General features: G+C 61.0%; 16 protein-coding genes and 1 riboswitch. Of the genes, 6 read left to right on the plus strand and 10 right to left on the minus strand.

Annotated features, from left to right (window positions below; translation table 11 throughout):
• Positions 1-35 precede the first annotated feature (35 nt).
• From JOE33_RS11320 to JOE33_RS11350, 7 genes are all read right to left on the minus strand, one after another.
• Entirely contained in the window at positions 36-1,013 is a 978-nt protein-coding gene (locus JOE33_RS11320) for an esterase-like activity of phytase family protein (protein ID WP_010439400.1), read from the minus strand.
• Positions 1,010-2,914: a DNA topoisomerase IV subunit B gene (gene parE / locus JOE33_RS11325; RefSeq protein WP_003431952.1), complete on the minus strand. Its 1,905-nt coding sequence runs from the start codon at positions 2,912-2,914 to the stop codon at positions 1,010-1,012. The genes JOE33_RS11320 and parE overlap by 4 nt, the downstream gene beginning before the upstream one ends.
• 76 nt (positions 2,915-2,990) lie before the next feature.
• A complete protein-coding gene (locus JOE33_RS11330) occupies positions 2,991-3,608 on the minus strand; it encodes a YqiA/YcfP family alpha/beta fold hydrolase (RefSeq protein ID WP_187625051.1) in 618 nt (205 codons plus the stop codon).
• 88 nt (positions 3,609-3,696) lie between these two features.
• Positions 3,697-4,503, minus strand: a complete 807-nt coding sequence (gene cpdA / locus JOE33_RS11335; RefSeq protein ID WP_187625050.1) for a 3',5'-cyclic-AMP phosphodiesterase — start codon at positions 4,501-4,503, stop codon at positions 3,697-3,699.
• Positions 4,504-4,590: 87 nt separating this feature from the next.
• Positions 4,591-4,965, minus strand: a complete 375-nt coding sequence (locus JOE33_RS11340; protein WP_054994364.1) for a hypothetical protein — start codon at positions 4,963-4,965, stop codon at positions 4,591-4,593.
• A gap of 199 nt (positions 4,966-5,164) precedes the next feature.
• Positions 5,165-5,617, minus strand: a complete 453-nt coding sequence (locus tag JOE33_RS11345) for a DUF1249 domain-containing protein (protein ID WP_002551796.1) — start codon at positions 5,615-5,617, stop codon at positions 5,165-5,167.
• Positions 5,608-6,225 carry an NUDIX domain-containing protein gene (locus JOE33_RS11350; protein ID WP_010439385.1) on the minus strand — a complete coding sequence of 206 codons (618 nt, stop codon included), beginning with the start codon at positions 6,223-6,225 and terminating at the stop codon, positions 5,608-5,610. The genes JOE33_RS11345 and JOE33_RS11350 overlap by 10 nt, the downstream gene beginning before the upstream one ends.
• Before the next feature lie 207 nt (positions 6,226-6,432).
• Here JOE33_RS11350 and JOE33_RS11355 point away from each other — a divergent pair, with 207 nt between their 5' ends.
• A complete protein-coding gene (locus JOE33_RS11355; protein ID WP_032615436.1) occupies positions 6,433-7,179 on the plus strand; it encodes an RsiV family protein in 747 nt (248 codons plus the stop codon).
• On the opposite strand, the gene cytX is transcribed toward JOE33_RS11355, so the two are convergent.
• Together cytX and thiC are read right to left on the minus strand one after the other, a co-directional pair.
• Positions 7,148-8,437 carry a putative hydroxymethylpyrimidine transporter CytX gene (gene cytX, locus JOE33_RS11360; RefSeq protein ID WP_187625049.1) on the minus strand — a complete coding sequence of 430 codons (1,290 nt, stop codon included), beginning with the start codon at positions 8,435-8,437 and terminating at the stop codon, positions 7,148-7,150. The two genes, JOE33_RS11355 and cytX, sit on opposite strands and share 32 nt — an antisense overlap.
• 249 nt (positions 8,438-8,686) lie before the next feature.
• A complete protein-coding gene (gene thiC, locus JOE33_RS11365) occupies positions 8,687-10,576 on the minus strand; it encodes a phosphomethylpyrimidine synthase ThiC (protein WP_187625048.1) in 1,890 nt (629 codons plus the stop codon).
• 154 nt (positions 10,577-10,730) lie between these two features.
• A riboswitch (TPP riboswitch) is annotated at positions 10,731-10,835 on the minus strand.
• A 167-nt stretch (positions 10,836-11,002) separates the two neighbouring features.
• Here thiC and JOE33_RS11370 point away from each other — a divergent pair.
• The gene (locus tag JOE33_RS11370) at positions 11,003-12,442 is read left to right on the plus strand and encodes a TolC family outer membrane protein (protein WP_187625047.1); all 1,440 of its coding nucleotides are present in this window, start codon (positions 11,003-11,005) and stop codon (positions 12,440-12,442) included.
• A gap of 217 nt (positions 12,443-12,659) precedes the next feature.
• On the opposite strand, the gene waaA is transcribed toward JOE33_RS11370, so the two are convergent.
• Positions 12,660-13,940, minus strand: a complete 1,281-nt coding sequence (gene waaA / locus JOE33_RS11375) for a lipid IV(A) 3-deoxy-D-manno-octulosonic acid transferase (RefSeq protein WP_010440426.1) — start codon at positions 13,938-13,940, stop codon at positions 12,660-12,662.
• Between the two features lie 69 nt (positions 13,941-14,009).
• Here waaA and JOE33_RS11380 point away from each other — a divergent pair, with 69 nt between their 5' ends.
• The 4 genes from JOE33_RS11380 to JOE33_RS11395 are packed head-to-tail and all read left to right on the plus strand — an operon-like array spanning position 14,010 to position 17,377.
• A complete protein-coding gene (locus JOE33_RS11380; RefSeq protein WP_002551789.1) occupies positions 14,010-14,342 on the plus strand; it encodes an SMR family transporter in 333 nt (110 codons plus the stop codon).
• A gap of 48 nt (positions 14,343-14,390) precedes the next feature.
• Entirely contained in the window at positions 14,391-15,566 is a 1,176-nt protein-coding gene (locus JOE33_RS11385; RefSeq protein ID WP_187625046.1) for an FAD-dependent oxidoreductase, read from the plus strand.
• The gene (locus tag JOE33_RS11390) at positions 15,563-16,378 is read left to right on the plus strand and encodes an aldo/keto reductase (protein WP_209924072.1); all 816 of its coding nucleotides are present in this window, start codon (positions 15,563-15,565) and stop codon (positions 16,376-16,378) included. The genes JOE33_RS11385 and JOE33_RS11390 overlap by 4 nt, the downstream gene beginning before the upstream one ends.
• 36 nt (positions 16,379-16,414) lie before the next feature.
• Complete coding sequence (locus JOE33_RS11395) at positions 16,415-17,377, plus strand: hypothetical protein (protein WP_010440419.1); 963 nt, start codon at positions 16,415-16,417, stop codon at positions 17,375-17,377.
• Positions 17,378-17,394 lie beyond the last annotated feature (17 nt).

Here is a 17,394-nt window from a genome sequence, read left to right on the forward strand (position 1 = left end):
CACCTTGCCAGCGCGCTTGCCGGGCTGCACGTCGCTCACTGCCCGGCGCTCCAGCCCGCCTCGGGTGCCGCGAAACGCCAGACGATCGGGCGCTTCTCACCGTCGGCGCGCACACCGAAGTTATTGTCGATGCCGATCCACGCGCCCTTCTCGTCCACCACCAGCGCCTCGGTCAGGCCGTAGGGCTGATCGTAACGACGCGACGGCACCATGGCCTCCTTGGCGAACGACCAGCAACGCTCGACCTGTCCGGTCTCGATATCACGTCGACAGATGCGATACACCGCACGCTCCAGCGTGAACAGCTTGCCGTTGTACAGCGACACATCGGAAAAGTCCGTCGACACCTTTTTGCTGCCCTGCTCCGGCGGCAACGCATCCAGACCGGACTCGGACAGCAGCACGCAGTTCTGCCCGCAGGACCACTGCTCCTTGTTGCGTTGCACCACCAGCAAACCGCGCTTCTCGCGTTCGGCCGCCAGCCAGAGACGATCGCCCGCAGGATTCACGGCAATCCCTTCGAAAATCGCGTTGAAACGTTGCAACATGCCCTGGGCCCGCGCCTGCTCCACCAGCTCTTTTGGTAAATCCAGCCAGAACGGTTTGCCACTCACCGGCACCTTGAGCACCGCGCCGTAAGCCTCGCTGACCAGATAGCGGTTGCCGGCTGCATCGCAGCTGACACCCTCGAAATCCAGACTGCCGCCGCGTATCAGCGCGGAAAGCCCCGCCATGAAACGCAACTTCAATGGCAGATAGCTTTGCGGAGACGGTGCGTCAATGTGGTATGGCTGAGCCTTCCAGGTGTCTTGCGACACATCCAGGCTGTACAGCACATCGTCGTCACGGTCGGACACGGCCCACAGTTGACCGTGGCACATCGCCAGACCTGACAGATTGCCACCGACCATATCGTCTACCGGGTGCTCGGATTGCAGCTTCAGGGCCTCGAACGGCGCAGCGACAACCGGCGCGGCAATCAGGATCAGGGCGGCGAGCCAGGCTCGTATCAAGTCAGGACCTCGGCAAGGTTGCCCTTCGACTCGAGCCAGGACTTGCGATCGCCTGCACGCTTCTTCGCCAGCAGCATGTCCATCATTTCCGAGGTGGCCGCGAAATCATCCAGCGTGAGCTGCACCAGGCGCCGGGTGTTCGGGTCCATGGTGGTTTCGCGCAACTGCGGCGGGTTCATCTCACCCAGGCCCTTGAATCGGGTGACCTGCGGCTTGCCACGTTTCTTTTCAGCGACCAGACGGTCGAGGATCCCGTCACGCTCGGCTTCGTCGAGCGCGTAGTAGATTTCCTTGCCCAGGTCGATCCGGTACAGCGGCGGCATGGCGACATACACGTGCCCGGCGTCGACCAGCGGGCGGAAGTGCTGCACGAACAAGGCACACAGCAGCGTCGCAATGTGCAGACCATCCGAGTCGGCGTCGGCCAGGATGCAGATCTTGCCGTAACGCAGCTGGCTGATATCGGCTGCGCCCGGGTCAACGCCGATGGCCACGGCAATGTTGTGGACTTCCTGACTGGCGAGCACTTCGCCGCCGTCCACTTCCCAGGTGTTGAGGATTTTGCCGCGCAGCGGCAGGATCGCCTGGAATTCCTTGTCGCGTGCCTGCTTGGCGGAGCCACCGGCAGAATCACCCTCGACCAGAAACAGTTCGGAGCGCGCCGGGTCCTGTCCGGCACAGTCGGCCAGTTTGCCCGGCAACGCCGGCCCTTGGGTGATGCGCTTGCGCTCGACCTTTTTGCTCGCCTTGAGACGACGACCGGCGTTGTTGATCGCCAGATCAGCCAGTTGCAGACCCAGCTCGGAGTGAGTGTTGAGCCACAGGCTGAACGCGTCCTTGACCACACCCGAGACGAAGGCCGCCGCTTCACGGGACGACAGACGCTCTTTGGTCTGCCCGGAGAACTGCGGCTCCTGCATTTTCATCGACAGGACGAAAGCAATGCGCTCCCAGACGTCTTCCGGGGCCAGCTTCACACCACGCGGCAACAGGTTGCGGAACTCGCAGAACTCGCGCATGGCATCCAGCAAGCCCTGGCGCAAGCCGTTCACGTGGGTGCCGCCCTGCGCCGTCGGGATCAGGTTGACGTAGCTTTCCTGAACACTGTCGCCCCCTTCGGGCAGCCAGAGCAGCGCCCAGTCGACCGCCTCCTTGTTACCGGTGAAGCTGCCGCAGAACGGCTCGTCCGGCAGGCGCAGGAACTCGGTGACCGAGTCCTGCAGGTAGGAGCGCAGGCCGTCTTCGTAATGCCACTCGACTTTCTCGCCGCTGGATTTGTCTTCGAAGCTGACCAGCAGGCCCGGGCACAGAACCGCCTTGGCCTTGAGGACATGCTTGAGACGGCTGACGGAAAACTTCGGTGTATCGAAATACTTCGGATCGGGGGCGAAATAGACGCTGGTCCCGGTATTGCGCTTGCCAACGGTGCCGACGACCGCCAGCTCGGTGGCCTTGTAGCCGTCAGCGAAGGTCATTTCATATTCGTTGCCATCACGCTTGACCCGCACCCGAACCTGAGTGGAAAGCGCGTTGACCACGGAAATGCCCACGCCGTGCAGGCCGCCGGAGAACTGATAGTTCTTGTTGGAGAACTTGCCGCCCGCGTGAAGCTTGGTGAGGATCAGCTCGACGCCGGACACGCCTTCTTCCGGGTGGATGTCCACAGGCATGCCGCGGCCGTCGTCGGACACCTCGAGCGAATTGTCGGCATGAAGGATGACCTGTACCGAACGCGCGTGACCGGCCAGGGCTTCGTCGACGCTGTTGTCGATGACTTCCTGAGCCAGGTGGTTAGGCCGCGAGGTGTCGGTGTACATGCCCGGACGTTTGCGAACCGGATCGAGGCCCGAGAGGACTTCGATGGCGTCTGCGTTATAAGAGCTAGCGCTGGGATTGGCCATGGGTTCTCGTTATCAATCTTTCATGGAATTTCGGGGGTTCAATGTTCTTGCATTCATGTGACCGGGCATCGATCACCTACAGCGCCGACAGATCGATCTTCTGCAACAGATCGGGGGCAAATCCGGCAAAGGTCAGCAGTGCTGGCATGTGCTCGGCAAAGCCCTGAAAGCTGTGGTCGCCGCCCGCCTGAATGCGCAAGGCGCAGCTGCGGTAAAACTTCTCGGCGCGACGATAATCGAGCGTCTCGTCACCGGTCTGCAGCCATACCTGGAACTGCTGCGGATCCTGTGGCGCGGGAACTTCCAGCTCGGCCAGCGCCCGAATATGATCTTCGGTCAACTGCCACTGCTCGCCGGTGTACAGGTTCTGTTGCACGCCGAGAAAACCGTCGAACAACTGATGCGGATTGACTGCCGGGTTGATCAACACCGCCTTGAGGCCGTGCCGCTGCGCCAAATGAGTCGCATAGTAGCCGCCGAGGGAGCTGCCGACCAGTAATGGCCGTCCCAGCGCCGTGATAGACGTCTCAAGCTGGAGCATGGCCTGACGCGGATGATGATGCAGTTCAGGGACTTGCAGACGATCAGCCAGACCCAGGAACTTCATCAGCGCGCTCAGCTGACAGGCCTTTCTCGACAGGGCCGAGCTGTTCAAGCCATGGATATATAGCAGTGAAGGTGTGTCGCTCGTCACGCTGTCGCTCCCGGGTGCAAGGCAAAGCCGTGTAGTTTACAGGGACTTACGCTACAGCACCTCACAGGAAACGTATCCGCCTGCTCATTCAATAGCCGGTGCCGCCGTAATCGACCTCGAATTCCAGGCCGACCACTCGGGAAACAGCCGTTTCCAGCCGTCCGTCGTCATGCAGTCGCAACCAGCGATAGCCCGGCGCCGTGGTGTCTACCTTGAAATCCACACTGCCCGGCGCGAACTGAATGCAGGTAGACGGCGAGGCCAGCAAGCGCACGCCATTACGCATCTGATCAAACTCCTGATGCACATGCCCCCACAGTATGGCGCGAACCTGCGGAAAACGATCGAGCACGGCAAACAACGCATCGGCATTGCGCAAACCGATCGGCGCCATCCATTCACAACCAATCGCGACCGGATGATGGTGCAGGCAGACCAGGTGATGCCGGTCAGGCGCTTCGCTCAGCGACTGCTCCAGCAACTGCAATTGCGTCTCCGCGAGAAAACCCGGCACCGAACCGGGCACCGCCGAATCCAGCAGCGTCACCCGCCACTGGCCGATGTCCACCACCGGGTCGAGCAACCCATTTTGCTGCGCAACCTGCTCCATCTGCGGCAGCTCGTCGTGATTACCGGCGAACCAGCGCGCTGGCGCGTCGATCCGCCCGCTTATCCGACGAAACGCTTCGTAAGACTCGACACTGCCGTCCTGCGAGATATCGCCGCTGGCGACCACAAGATCGACGTGCGGCTGCTCGGCCAGCACTCGGTCAACGACTTTTTCCAGACTGTCCCGCGTGCTCATGCCCAACAACGCCTCGTCCGCCTCGGCAAACAAGTGGCTATCGGATATCTGCACCAGCAAAACTGACGACGAAAGGGCTGCGCTCGGCAAGACCGTCTCCCAGAGAGGATTCAGCGCGATTATGTGATGCGGCAACGAGCGGGTAAACCGGGAATGTGCGTGCGGACGAGCATTTGGTCACATTTGCTGATTCGCTCGGTGCTTGAGCACAATCGAAGCAATAAGTCCGGCCGACACCATGCCTGCAAGTCCCGCACCCAAGAGATAGCTCAACACGCGCTCATAAGGCATTCCGGGCCAGAGATATACCGCCAGCAAAAGCTCAAGGGCAACACCAAGAATCATTCCTGCCAATCCAGCCAGATGAACGATCCACGGCATGAGCCTCAAAGACAGAATACCGATGACCGCTCCGATAATGGCCATATACAGGGAGTGCTCCCCACGCAAAGCGCTGCCTGTCAGGGTTATCACCTCGATATAGCTGAAAAGGCTGAAAGTGATTCCCGCGAAGCACGCTAACTGACGCCGAGGAGTGCCTAAGTAACTCATTCGTTATACCTGCAAATCAATTCAGGTCGAATGTAAGGCATTGGGTTTCAAATCCAAGGTGCCGGGTTATTTTCAGAAACAACCTACAGGACCGAAGCACACCCACTGTCAGTTGATGTCACTTGCTGGTCAATCAGATGTGGGAGAAATCCAGAGCGAAGCCGGGAAGCGGTAGTACGAGAACAACTGAGGAAAGGAGTTAACGCACCGCCTCAAACTCATGCCCACACGCTAGGCAATGACTCAGCCATTCGCCCAGAAACAGGTTGAGCTGGGCTTTTTCATCCGGTTGGTGCATGTCGGCATTAGGGTAGGGATAGATGCCCCGGAAGCGCCGCGCATGTTCGGCACCGATGACTTCGGCCATGCGTGCGTCGTGGTAGACCTGCACCTCAAGCACCGGCACCGGCAGCCAGGGCAGGCTGTGTTCCTGGCGGACTTGCAGGGTGGTGGTGTACGGGCAGTCGAGCAACACTTCGACGGCCAGTACACCCAGCATCTGATCACCCTGGGTAACGGCGACGCGGCGTGAGCGCTGTTCGTTGCGCATGTCGGGCAGCAGGCGCATCAGGCGCGCGTAGTTAGCCTCGCACGCGGCCTGCAGTCCGGCAAGATCGACACGGTAGCGTTCGCGCAATAGATTCACGACCATAAACCCCTTATCTCTGCACGATTCAGCGCCAGCCATTGCAAGGCGATGATCGTCGATGCGTTCTTGATTATTCCGTCTTTCATCGCCTGCATGGCGTCATCGAATGACCAGACGGTAACCCGGATGTCTTCGCCTTCAGACTCGAGCCCGTGCAGGCCGCCCGCGCCTTCACTGCTGCAGCGCCCCAGAAACAGGTGGACATACTCGTCGCTGCCACCCGGCGAAGGGAAGTATTTGGTGATCGGCCACAGCGCTTCGAACTTCAGCCCAGCTTCCTCCTCCGCCTCGCGATGAGCAACTTCTTCCGGCTGCTCGTCCTTGTCGATGAGGCCTGCGACCAGTTCGACCAGCCAGGGGTTGCTGGTCTTTTTCATGGCGCCTACGCGAAACTGCTCGATGAGCACGACTTCGTCACGCTTGGCGTCATAAGGCAACACGCAGACGGCGTCGTGGCGAACGAACAGTTCGCGGCTGATTTCCTTGCTCATCCCGCCCGCGAACAATTCGTGGCGCACATGCAGCTTGTCCAGCTTATAGAAGCCCTTGAAGCAGTTTTCACGCTTTATGGTTTCAAAAGCGCTTGGTGCAGATCGTGTGGTCTGGGTCATGGGTTTCTCGCTTGCCGCCGTGTTTGACATCGGGCCATCCTAACGCGCATCGGCAGTCGGATGCAGCCCCCTTGAAGATGCAGGGTAGACGGCCGGGACTTAAAACAATTCTAATCTGCCATGATCGAACCGAAGACGTTGTTTACAGTCCAACCAGCCTGCATACGTACAACGCAACCGCCTTTACTGACACTGCCAAGGATCAACATGTCGTTATTGAGGATCACTTCACTGGCTTGCCTGGCCCTGTTGCTCGGCGCCTGCCAAAGCCTCTTCACGCCCAACATGCGCGCACCGCTGCAAGTCCAGCGCGATGCTTCCGAGCTGATCAAGCCGGGCTGCACCACGGCCGACTGCCCGTTGGTGAACATCGATACCGTGCACTTCCCCGATGAGCCGCGACTGGACGCCATCGTTCAGAAGACGTTGCTGCAACTGACCGTTGCCGACAGCAGCGCATCGCCGCCTGCGTCGATCAAAGCCTATCAGGAGCAGTTCCTGAGCCAGGCCCAGGGTCGCAACGCCAGTTATCTGCAGGCCAAGGTACGCGAGCAGCATGACGGTATCGTAGTGGTCGAACTGTCCAGTTATCTGGACACCGGCGGTGCCCACGGCAACCCGGGCCGGGCGTTCATCAACTATTCACGTCAGCAGCAGAAAGTCCTGACCCTGGCTGACATGATCGTCCCGGGCAAGGAAAGCGAGTTCTGGCAGAAAGCCCAACTGGCCCACCAGGGCTGGCTGGTATCGACCAAGATGAATGAAGACAGCGAGTTCATGAAGACCTGGCCGTTTAAGCGCACGCCGCACATTGCGCTGACCTACGGCGCAGTGATCCTCAAGTACTCGGTCGATACCATCGCGCCGTATTCGATGGGGCACATCGAGCTGAAGATTCCTTATCCGCAGCTCAATGGCATCCTCAAGCCGGAACTGTTCCCCGGCCGCGGCTGATCGCACCGCCGATCAACAGCTGCAACACGCCAGCGACAATGAGCGCTGGCAGTGTTGCGCCCACTTCAGGATAAAGATTGGCCAGCAGATGATAGGTGCTGAGCCCGCCGAGCCACGCCAGCAGGCTCATCCAGCGCAAACCGCCCTCCGCTACCTGACCACTGCGACGACGCAGGATGAAATGGTCAACCAGCACGACGCCGAACAGCGGCGCGAATACCGAGCCAATCAATAACAGAAAGTTCTGATACTGCGCCAACGGTGCCAGACAGGCGATCAGCGTGCAGATCACGCCAATCGCCAACGCCAGATGCTCGACCTTGATGCGCGACAGCAGAGCACTGGAGACCGCAGCCGAGTGAATATCGGCGAACGCATTCTCCGTCTCGTCCAGCAGAATCAGCAGCAGCGGGATACCCAGGCCTGCACCGGCCAGCGCCAGTAACAAGGCATTCACCTCGCCGCTCGGGGCGAACGCCAGGGTGTAGGCGACGCCCAGGCTCATCAGCCAGAAGTTACCGATGAAAAAGCCTGCGGCCGTGCCGCTGAAGACACTCTTAGCGCGCTGCCCGAAGCGTGAGTAGTCGGCAATCAGCGGCAGCCAGGACAGTGGCATGGCGATGGCAATGTCGAACCCCGAGGCAAACGGCAGCGAAGCATCGCCGGACGTTGCCCACAGCGCGGTCAGATCAGCCTTGGCCAGCAGATTCCAGGTCAGCCACGCACACGCCGTCAAGAGTATCCACAGGCCCCACTTGCGCAGAAACCGGCGTACGAAGGTCAGTGGCCCGCTGACTGCCAGCAAAGTCGCCAGCGCGCCGAACAACAGCGTCCAGAGCAGCGGATTGCTCCACAGGCTACCCTCTGCAAAAGCCCTGGCGCCGAGCAGACTGGCTGCGTCGCGCATGACGATGATCTCGAACGAACCCCAACCGATCAGCTGCAGCAGGTTCAGTGCCGCTGGCAGCGACGCGCCCTTGCTGCCCAGGCTGAGCTTGAGCGCGGCCATGGACGACAGGCCGGTATCGCTGCCGATCACGCCGACGCTGGCGAGCAGCAAGACGCCCACCAGCGTGCCTAGGAAAATCGCCAGCATCGAGCCGGACATGCCCAACCCCGGCGCCAGCAAGGCTCCGGTCTGCAGCACTATCAGACCGATGCCTAGGGAAAACCACAGGGAAAACAGATCCCGCCCGCCGAACACGCGCTGGCTGGCGGGGACAGGAGTGTCGGGAGAATAGGTACCGGGTGTGTTCACAGAGGTGTCTCGTGTGGAAAGTAAAGGGACCGAGTGCCGCCGCACTGCTCACTCAGAATCGGACGCAGAGCACGCGTCTGCCCGAAGGGCGTAGGAGCGAACGTGTTCGCGAAAGCTTTATTCCGGGCGATACATCTTCAGCGGATGTAACGCCACTTTCGCGAACAATGCGGATCGCCGCCCCGGTCGCTCCTACGCCCTTCGGGCAGAATCAAAGCGGAACTGTCTATAACGACGGGCTATCGCCCTCTACACCTTCTTGTACAACTGGCTGCCTTCCTGCTTGAAGCGTTCGGCCTGTTCGGCCAGTCCCTTGGCGACGTCGACGTCCACCGCCTCGATGCGCTGATTGGCGGCGTATTCGCGAACTTCCTGGGTGATCTTCATCGAGCAGAATTTCGGCCCGCACATGGAGCAGAAATGCGCGACCTTAGCGGAGTCTTTTGGCAAGGTTTCGTCGTGGTACGAACGCGCGGTGTCCGGGTCCAGGCCGAGGTTGAACTGGTCTTCCCAGCGGAATTCGAAACGCGCCTTGCTCAACGCGTTGTCGCGGATCTGCGCACCCGGATGGCCTTTGGCAAGGTCCGCCGCGTGGGCTGCGATCTTGTAGGTGATGATCCCGGTTTTGACATCATCCTTGTTCGGCAGCCCCAGGTGCTCCTTGGGCGTGACGTAACACAGCATGGCGCAGCCGAACCAGCCGATCATGGCCGCACCGATGCCTGAAGTGATGTGGTCGTAACCCGGTGCGATGTCGGTGGTCAGCGGGCCGAGGGTGTAGAACGGCGCTTTGTCACAGCACTCCAGCTGCTTGTCCATGTTCTCCTTGATCAACTGCATCGGCACATGCCCGGGGCCTTCGATCATGGTCTGCACATCATGCTTCCAGGCAATTTTGGTCAGTTCGCCAAGTGTTTCCAGCTCGCCGAACTGCGCCGCATCGTTGGCATCGGCAATCGAGCCCGGACGCAGACCATCACCCAGCGAGAAGCTGACGTCGTAGTCTTTCATGATTTCGCAGATGTCTTCGAAATGGGTGTACAGGAAGTTTTCCTGGTGATGCGCCAGGCACCACTTGGCCATGATCGAACCGCCACGGCTGACAATCCCGGTCACACGCTTGGCGGTCAGCGGCACGTAACGCAGCAGCACGCCGGCGTGGATGGTGAAGTAGTCGACACCCTGCTCGGCCTGCTCGATCAGCGTGTCGCGGAACAGCTCCCAGGTCAGGTCCTCGGCTGCACCACCCACTTTTTCCAGCGCCTGATAGATCGGCACCGTACCGATCGGCACCGGCGAGTTGCGGATGATCCACTCGCGGGTTTCGTGAATGTGCTTGCCGGTGGACAGGTCCATGACCGTGTCCGAGCCCCAGCGGATGCCCCAGGTCAGCTTGGCGACCTCTTCTTCGATAGAAGAACCCAGTGCGCTGTTGCCGATGTTGCCGTTGATCTTTACCAGGAAGTTGCGGCCGATGATCATCGGTTCAAGCTCGACGTGGTTGATGTTGGCCGGGATGATCGCGCGTCCTCGGGCAATCTCTTCACGCACGAACTCGGCAGTGATTTCCTTCGGGATGCTCGCGCCAAAGCTGTGCCCGGCATGTTGCTGGGTCAGCAGACCCGCAGCGCGGGCTTCCTGGAGCTTCATGTTCTCGCGGATGGCGACGTATTCCATCTCGGCAGTGATGATGCCCTGACGCGCATAGTGCATCTGGCTGACATTGGCGCCGGCCTTGGCCCGGCGCGGGTTGCGCACATGGGCAAAACGCAGCGCAGTGAGTTCGGCATCGCTCAGGCGTTGCTGACCGAAGTTGGAGCTCAGACCCGGCAGACGCTCGGTGTCATTGCGCGAGTCGATCCATGGCGAGCGCACGTCAGCCAGGCCTTTGCGCACATCGATGATCACATTGGGGTCGGTGTAGGGGCCGGAGGTGTCGTAGACCGTGACCGGGGCGTTGATCTCGCCGCCAAAGTCAGTCGGAGTAACGTCCAGGGTGATTTCGCGCATCGGCACGCGGATGTCCGGGCGCGAGCCCTGAACGTAGATTTTCTGCGAACGGGTAAACGGCTGTACCGATCCGGAATCGACCTGCGCCGACTCGCTCAAATGGGCTGCGTTTTTTGCTTTTATACTCATCACGGCTCTCCAGACATCCGGTTGCGGATTTATTGTCGGAGTGACCTGACATGACGGACGGGTGCACCAGTGCTGGCGCTGAGTATCGAAAGGAGGCGAAACTGTTCATTATTTGAACAATCGACCCCGGACGGCACTCAAGAGGACTCGCCGGGAGACGAGAAATCTTGTTCCCTACGCAGGCGCTAACCTGATCAGGTTCAACGGGATCCGGTTTAACCGATCTCAGCCTCATAGCAAGGCACCCCGACAAGAACGTCGCCAGTCTATGACGGGGTGGCGTCGCAACGCCAGCCTATTTGCACGGGGCTCGATAAATGGCGCAAATCGACGATTGTTGCCAAAAGCGTCTGGCTCTACACTCCCTAGCCCGGTGTCTCTTCAACCCGAACTGTAATTATTTTCTTCATGAACAGGGAATGCCTCATGTTGCGCAAACTTTCGTTGGTCGTGGCTGTTTCGTTTGCGTCCAGCGGGTTGACCTGGGCAGCCGAATTGCCAATGCCAACGCAGACAGGGCTGTTGAGCGTTTATCAGCAGGCAGTGGACAACAACGCCGACCTCGCGGCGTCGCGCGCCGATTACGATGCGCGCAAGGAAGCCGTGCCGCAGGCCCGTGCCGGTTTGCTGCCGAACATTTCCGGCAGTGCCCAGAACAGCAGCACCCGTACCAGCATCGATCAGCCCAGGGCCGTGGCCACCCGCAGCGGCAACCTCTACCAGGCCACGCTGAGCCAGCCAATATTCCGCGCCGACCGCTGGTTCCAGTTGCAGGCTGCCGAAGCGAGCAACGAACAGGCGGCACTCGAGCTGTCGGCTACCGAGCAGAATCTGATCCTGCAATCGGCACAAAGCTATTTCAGCGTATTGCGTGCACAGGACAACCTGGCCTCGACCAAGGCCGAGGAAGCGGCCTTCAAGCGCCAGCTGGATCAGGCCAACGAGCGCTTCGATGTCGGCCTGTCGGACAAGACCGATGTGCTGCAGGCGCAGGCCAGCTATGACACGTCACGCGCCAGCCGACTCATTGCCCGGCGTCAGGTGGACGATGCCTTTCAGGCGCTGGTAACGTTGACCAACCGGGAGTACAACTCGATCGAAGGCATCGTGCACACGCTGCCTGTGCTGGCGCCGACGCCCAATGATGCCAAGGCCTGGGTTGATACTGCCGCGCAGCAGAACCTCAATCTGCTGGCCAGCAACTACGCGGTCAGTGCCGCCGAAGAAACCCTGCGCCAGCGCAAGGCCGGACACGCGCCAACGCTCGATGCCGTAGCTACTTATCAGCGTGGCGATAACGATGCACTGGGTTTCAGCAACCCCAACTACACTGGCCGCAATTACGGCGGCGACGTCGAGCAGCGCAGCATCGGCGTGCAGTTGAATATCCCGATCTACAGCGGTGGCCTGACCAGCTCACAGGTACGCGAAGCCTATGCGCGCCTGAGCCAGAGCGAGCAACGCCGTGAAAGCCTGCGTCGTCAGGTGGTGGAAAACACGCGCAACCTGCATCGCGCGGTGAATACCGACGTGGAACAGGTCCAGGCCCGCAAGCAGTCGATCATTTCCAACCAGAGCGCGCTGGAAGCCACTGAAATCGGCTATCAGGTCGGCACCCGCAACATCGTCGACGTGCTGGATGCGCAACGCCAGCTGTATGCCTCAGTACGTGACTACAACAACACGCGTTACGACTACATCCTCGACAACCTGCGCCTCAAGCAGGCAGCAGGCACCCTGAACCCGGGCGACCTGCAGGATCTGTCGCGCTACCTGAAGGCCGACTACAACCCGGACAAGGACTTCCTGCCGCCGGACCTGGCGACTGCCGCGCAGAAGAACTTCGAGGGGCCCGCAAAGCGCTGAGATTGCTGGCCGTTCTGGATGCTCTGCGCCCGATTTCAAGTCATGCAGCGCGACGCAGATTTGTGACGCGGAGCGTCACCCAAGGCATTCCCACGCTGGAGCGTGAGGAACGATAAATGTCTGGACGAGCGTGAAAGAAGCGAGGTGTCTGGAAACCACTATCGTGCCCATGCTCCGCGTGGGCATGCCGTTCCGGACGCTCTGCGTCCTCCCCGATTCAGTGCCTGCCCATCAACCGCCCGATCCCGTCGAGCAGGCGTTGCAGCGCGCCCTGATTCGCCTTCATCACCGCAAGCCCGGCATCGGCCATGTTGCGCGCCTGTTGTGGCTGGTCGACAAGACGCTGCACGGCGGCGGCCAGCGCAGCCGTATCGTTGACCTCCTGCAACGCACCGGCCTTGCGCAGCATTGCGGCAATCTCGAGGAAGTTGAACAGGTGCGGGCCGCTGAGTACCGGCATGGCCAGCGCCGCAGGCTCCAGCAGGTTGTGTCCGCCATTGGGCACCAGGCTGCCACCAACGAAAGCGATGTCAGCCAGCGCATAGAGAAACAGCAATTCCCCCATGGTATCGCCCATCAGCACCGAGACGTCCGTCGTGACAGCCTGTGCAGAGGAACGTCGCACCGTCGCAAAACCCTGCTGCAGACACAGCGTATGCACGCTGTCGAAACGCTCGGGATGACGCGGCACCAGAATCAGCAGCGCATCGGGGTGACTGGTCAGTAACGTGCGATGAGCCGCCAGCACGCTTTCATCCTCGCCCGCATGCGTACTGGCAGCGATCCATACCGGACGCTGCGCGGTCTGCCACTGTTCACGCTGGTGGGCGGCACGTTGCAGAAGTTGCGGGTCGATGCTCAGGTCGAACTTGATCGAGCCGGTCACCGCCACGCACTCGGGACGTGCGCCCAGATCACGAAAGCGCTGCGCCTCGACTTCAGTCTGCACCGCGAGCCAGGCCATCTCCGCGAGCATCGGTCGCGTCAGCCCGGCAAAGCGTGCGTACCCTCGTGCCGAGCGCTCCGAAAGCCGGGCATTGGCGAGGACCACGGGAATCCCGCGCAGGGAACACTGATGGATGTGGTTGGGCCATAGTTCGGTTTCCATAATGATCCCCAGCCGTGGCTGCACCTGATCGAGAAAACCAGCGGCCGCCCACGGCAGGTCGTAGGGCAGGTAGCAATGCTGAATCCGCGGCTCGCTGGCGAACAACGCCCTGATTCGCTCCGAACCTGTGGGCGTCATGCAAGTCACAGTGATCGGCAACTGCGGATATTGCACCAGCAGCGACCGAATCATCGGCGCCGCGGCAATGCTTTCACCCACCGACACCGCATGCACCCAGATACCGCCGCGCTGCATGACCGGCAAGCCGCGGGCGAAGCGCTCGCCGATGCGCTGGCGATACGCCGGGGCCTTGCGCGCACGCAACCACAGGCGCAGGGCAACCAGTGGCAGGCCGAGATGAAACAGTACGGTATAAAGAGTTCTATTCATGGGCGCGGAGTTTATCAGCCCGCCATCACAAGTCGCTAGAATGCGCCGCCTGACGAAAAGGAATGCACCATGAACGCTTATTACCTGTTGGCTATCGCTGTTTGCGCGGAAGTCATCGCCACCACGTCCATGAAAGCCGTGAAGGGATTCAGCACACCACTGCCCCTGTTGCTGCTGATTACCGGCTATGCGATCGCGTTCTGGATGCTGATTCTGGTGATGCGCACCATCCCGGTAGGTATCACTTACGCCATCTGGTCGGGCATGGGCATCGTCATGGTGAGCATCGCGGCGTTCTTCATCTACGGCCAGAAGCTCGACCTGCCCGCCCTGTTGGGCATGGGCATGATCGTGGCGGGTGTGGCGGTCATTCAGCTGTTCTCGAAAACCGCCGGGCATTGAAAACCCGATCCTTTATAATGCTCGTACTTTTTGCTCACTGAGGTGCTCATGCCATCGGTTATTTCCACTGACGTGCTGATTGTCGGGGCTGGCGTCGCCGGTCTCTGGCTCAATGCCCGGTTGCGTCGTCAAGGGTTCTCGACAGTGCTGGTAGAAAGCGCCAGCCTGGGTGGCGGGCAAAGCCTCAAGTCTCAGGGGATCATCCACGGCGGCGCCAAGTACGCGCTGCACGGCGCGCTGTCGGGTGCCTCCGAAGCGATTGCCGACATGCCGCGCCGCTGGCGTGAAGCCCTCGACGGCAAAGGCGAGCTGGACCTGTCCGGCGTACGCCTGTTGTCCGAGGCCCATTACCTGTGGTCGCCAGGCACCATCGCCGGCAACCTCACCAGCTTCTTCGCCAGCAAGGCCGTGCGCGGTCGCGTGGATCAGGTCAAGGGCGAGCAACTGCCGCCAGCCCTGCAAAACCCGAAATTCAAAGGCAAGGTATACAGGCTTGCAGAACTGGTGGTCGATGTACCCAGCCTGATCGGGCGGCTCGCCGAGCTGGCCGGTGACAGCCTGCTGGCCGGTCAGCACATCGAACCGCTGTACGAGGGCGATGAGCTGATCGGTCTGCGCGTGGATGGTCGCGATATTCATGCGCAGCGCATTGTGCTCAGTGCCGGTGGCGGTAACGCCGACCTGCTGAACGCTCTTGGCGTGTCGCAACCGCACATGCAGCGCCGCCCGTTGCACATGGTGCTGGTCAAGGGTCCGACCTTGAAGCCGCTGTTCGCTCACTGCCTGGGTGGCGGGCCCAAGCCACGCATCACCGTGACCACGCACCCGGCAGCAGATGGCCAGTGGGTGTGGTATCTGGGTGGCGATCTGGCCGAAGCCGATGGCGTGGCGCGCCAACCGGACGCGCAGATCGCCGTCGCCCGCAAAGAGCTTGAGGCGCTGCTGCCGTGGGTCGACCTGAGTCAGGCGCAGTGGGCGACACTGCGCGTTGATCGTGCCGAGCCGGCGCAATCAGGACTGGTGCGCCCGGACAACGCCTTCCTCGACAGCCAGCAACGCCTGATGATCGGCTGGCCGACCAAGCTGGCGCTGGCCCCGGACTTCGCCGACCGGGTGCTGTCGCAGCTGTCCAGAGACGGTATCCACCCGACCCCGCAAGCTCCGCTGAGCGATGTGCCACGGCCGCCGATGGCCGTACCTGTCTGGGATGAACTGCTGCCATGAGCCTGAAAACCCTGCACGATCTGCATCGCCCGCTGGGCAGTACCGGCCTGAACGTATCGCCGCTGGGGCTGGGCACCGTCAAACTGGGGCGCGACCAGAGCGTCAAGTACCCCAGCGGCTTCAAGATTCCCGATGACCAGCAGGCTCAGATGCTGCTGCGCATGGCCCGCGACATGGGCATCAACCTGATCGACACGGCCCCCGCCTACGGCACCAGCGAAGAGCGACTGGGGCCGCTGCTGCGCGGTCAGCGCCAGGACTGGGTGATCGTCAGTAAGGTCGGCGAGGAATTCGTCAACGGTCAGTCGAGCCATGACTTCAGTGCGACCCATACTCGTACATCGGTCGAGCGCAGCCTGAAACGTCTTGAAACTGACTTTCTCGATCTGGTTCTGGTGCATTCGGACGGCAACGATCTGGCGATCCTCAACGACGCCGAGGTGTACCAGACGCTCGCTGATCTCAAGCGCGAAGGCAAGATTCGCGGCTTCGGCTTTTCCGGCAAGACCGTCGAAGGCGGCCTGCTGGCATTGCGTGACGGCGACTGCGCGATGGTCACCTACAACCTCAACGAACAGGACGAAAAGCCGGTACTGGATTACGCGCAGGTTCATGGCAAAGGCATTCTGGTGAAGAAAGCACTGGCCAGTGGTCATGTCTGCCTGACACCCGGCATGGATCCGGTACACGCCAGTTTCCAGCTACTGTTTGAACATCCGGCGGTTGCCAGTGCTATTGTCGGCACCATCAACCCGTTGCACCTGGCACACAACGTTGCAACTGCCGCTGCCGTGATTTGCCGTCAAGCCTGATTGAGGCGGCCGACCCCAACGCAAGAAGGAGCCGTTATGCCGCGAACACTGATCCGGAAGAATCCCAGCAACTTCAAGACCCTGCCGCTGTTTGTCGAGGCCACTGCGGAAAGCCTGAGCTACCAGAGCGTCGGCATGCCAATGAACTTCGCGCAGACCTTGCAGCGGCGGCGCAAGATCGACGTGCCGGACACCGAACACTTTGCCACCGAGCTGGCTAATCTGGGGGTGTCCGTTCGCCTGACCGTCAGTTGGCAGAACCGCGATTACTGGGTGCTGGTCCGTCAGCGTCGCCAGGACCGCGGCGACGTCGTGCTCAAGCTGATCTCGGGTTATGTCCCAGCCCATGAGCTGACGCTGCCGCTGCACACCGCGATTCAGGAAGTGGCCGAAGAATGCCTGATCGAAACACCACAGGGCTGGCTCAGCGGGCTGTTCAAGGAGACCTGGCTACCTGCGCCCTATGCTGCCGCGCTGCATTATCGCGAGGCCATGCCCTTTCGTCTGAGCCCCCTCTCCGGCGCCGCAAGACCCGTGCGAACCGGCAGTCTGACCCTGCTGGAACGTCCACGGGCCTATGTGCATTTGCCCACGGCGTCCTTGCAGCTGATTTACGACATGCGCCTGGAAATCCCCAAGGAGGCGCGCCCGGTCAGTCTTTTCCATGTCGATGAAGCCCTGGAAAACGATCAACTGGTCGCCCGCCTCAACCGCAGCAAGCCTGATCTGTACCTGATGCCGCTGGAGAATGGCGCGCCTCTGCCCGAGCTGTACACGCTCAAGCGCGACAAGCTGATTCCGGCCGGCACGAGAGGACTGTACCTGGCCGAGAGTTTCGCCGCGCAGGATGGCTGGGTGGTACGTGAAGAACGGATTCGCTGGAAGGACTGGCTGCGTCAGCAGGGCATGGCCCCACCGGCGAAGAAGTCAGGGCTGAAACGCCTGACCGGCAAGGCCCGGGAGCTGCTGCAAATGGCACGCGGCAGCCTGAGCAAGTAAGTCATCCGGCGGCTGCA

Source organism: Pseudomonas sp. PvP027, assembly GCF_017833005.1.
Taxonomy (GTDB): domain Bacteria; phylum Pseudomonadota; class Gammaproteobacteria; order Pseudomonadales; family Pseudomonadaceae; genus Aquipseudomonas; species Aquipseudomonas congelans.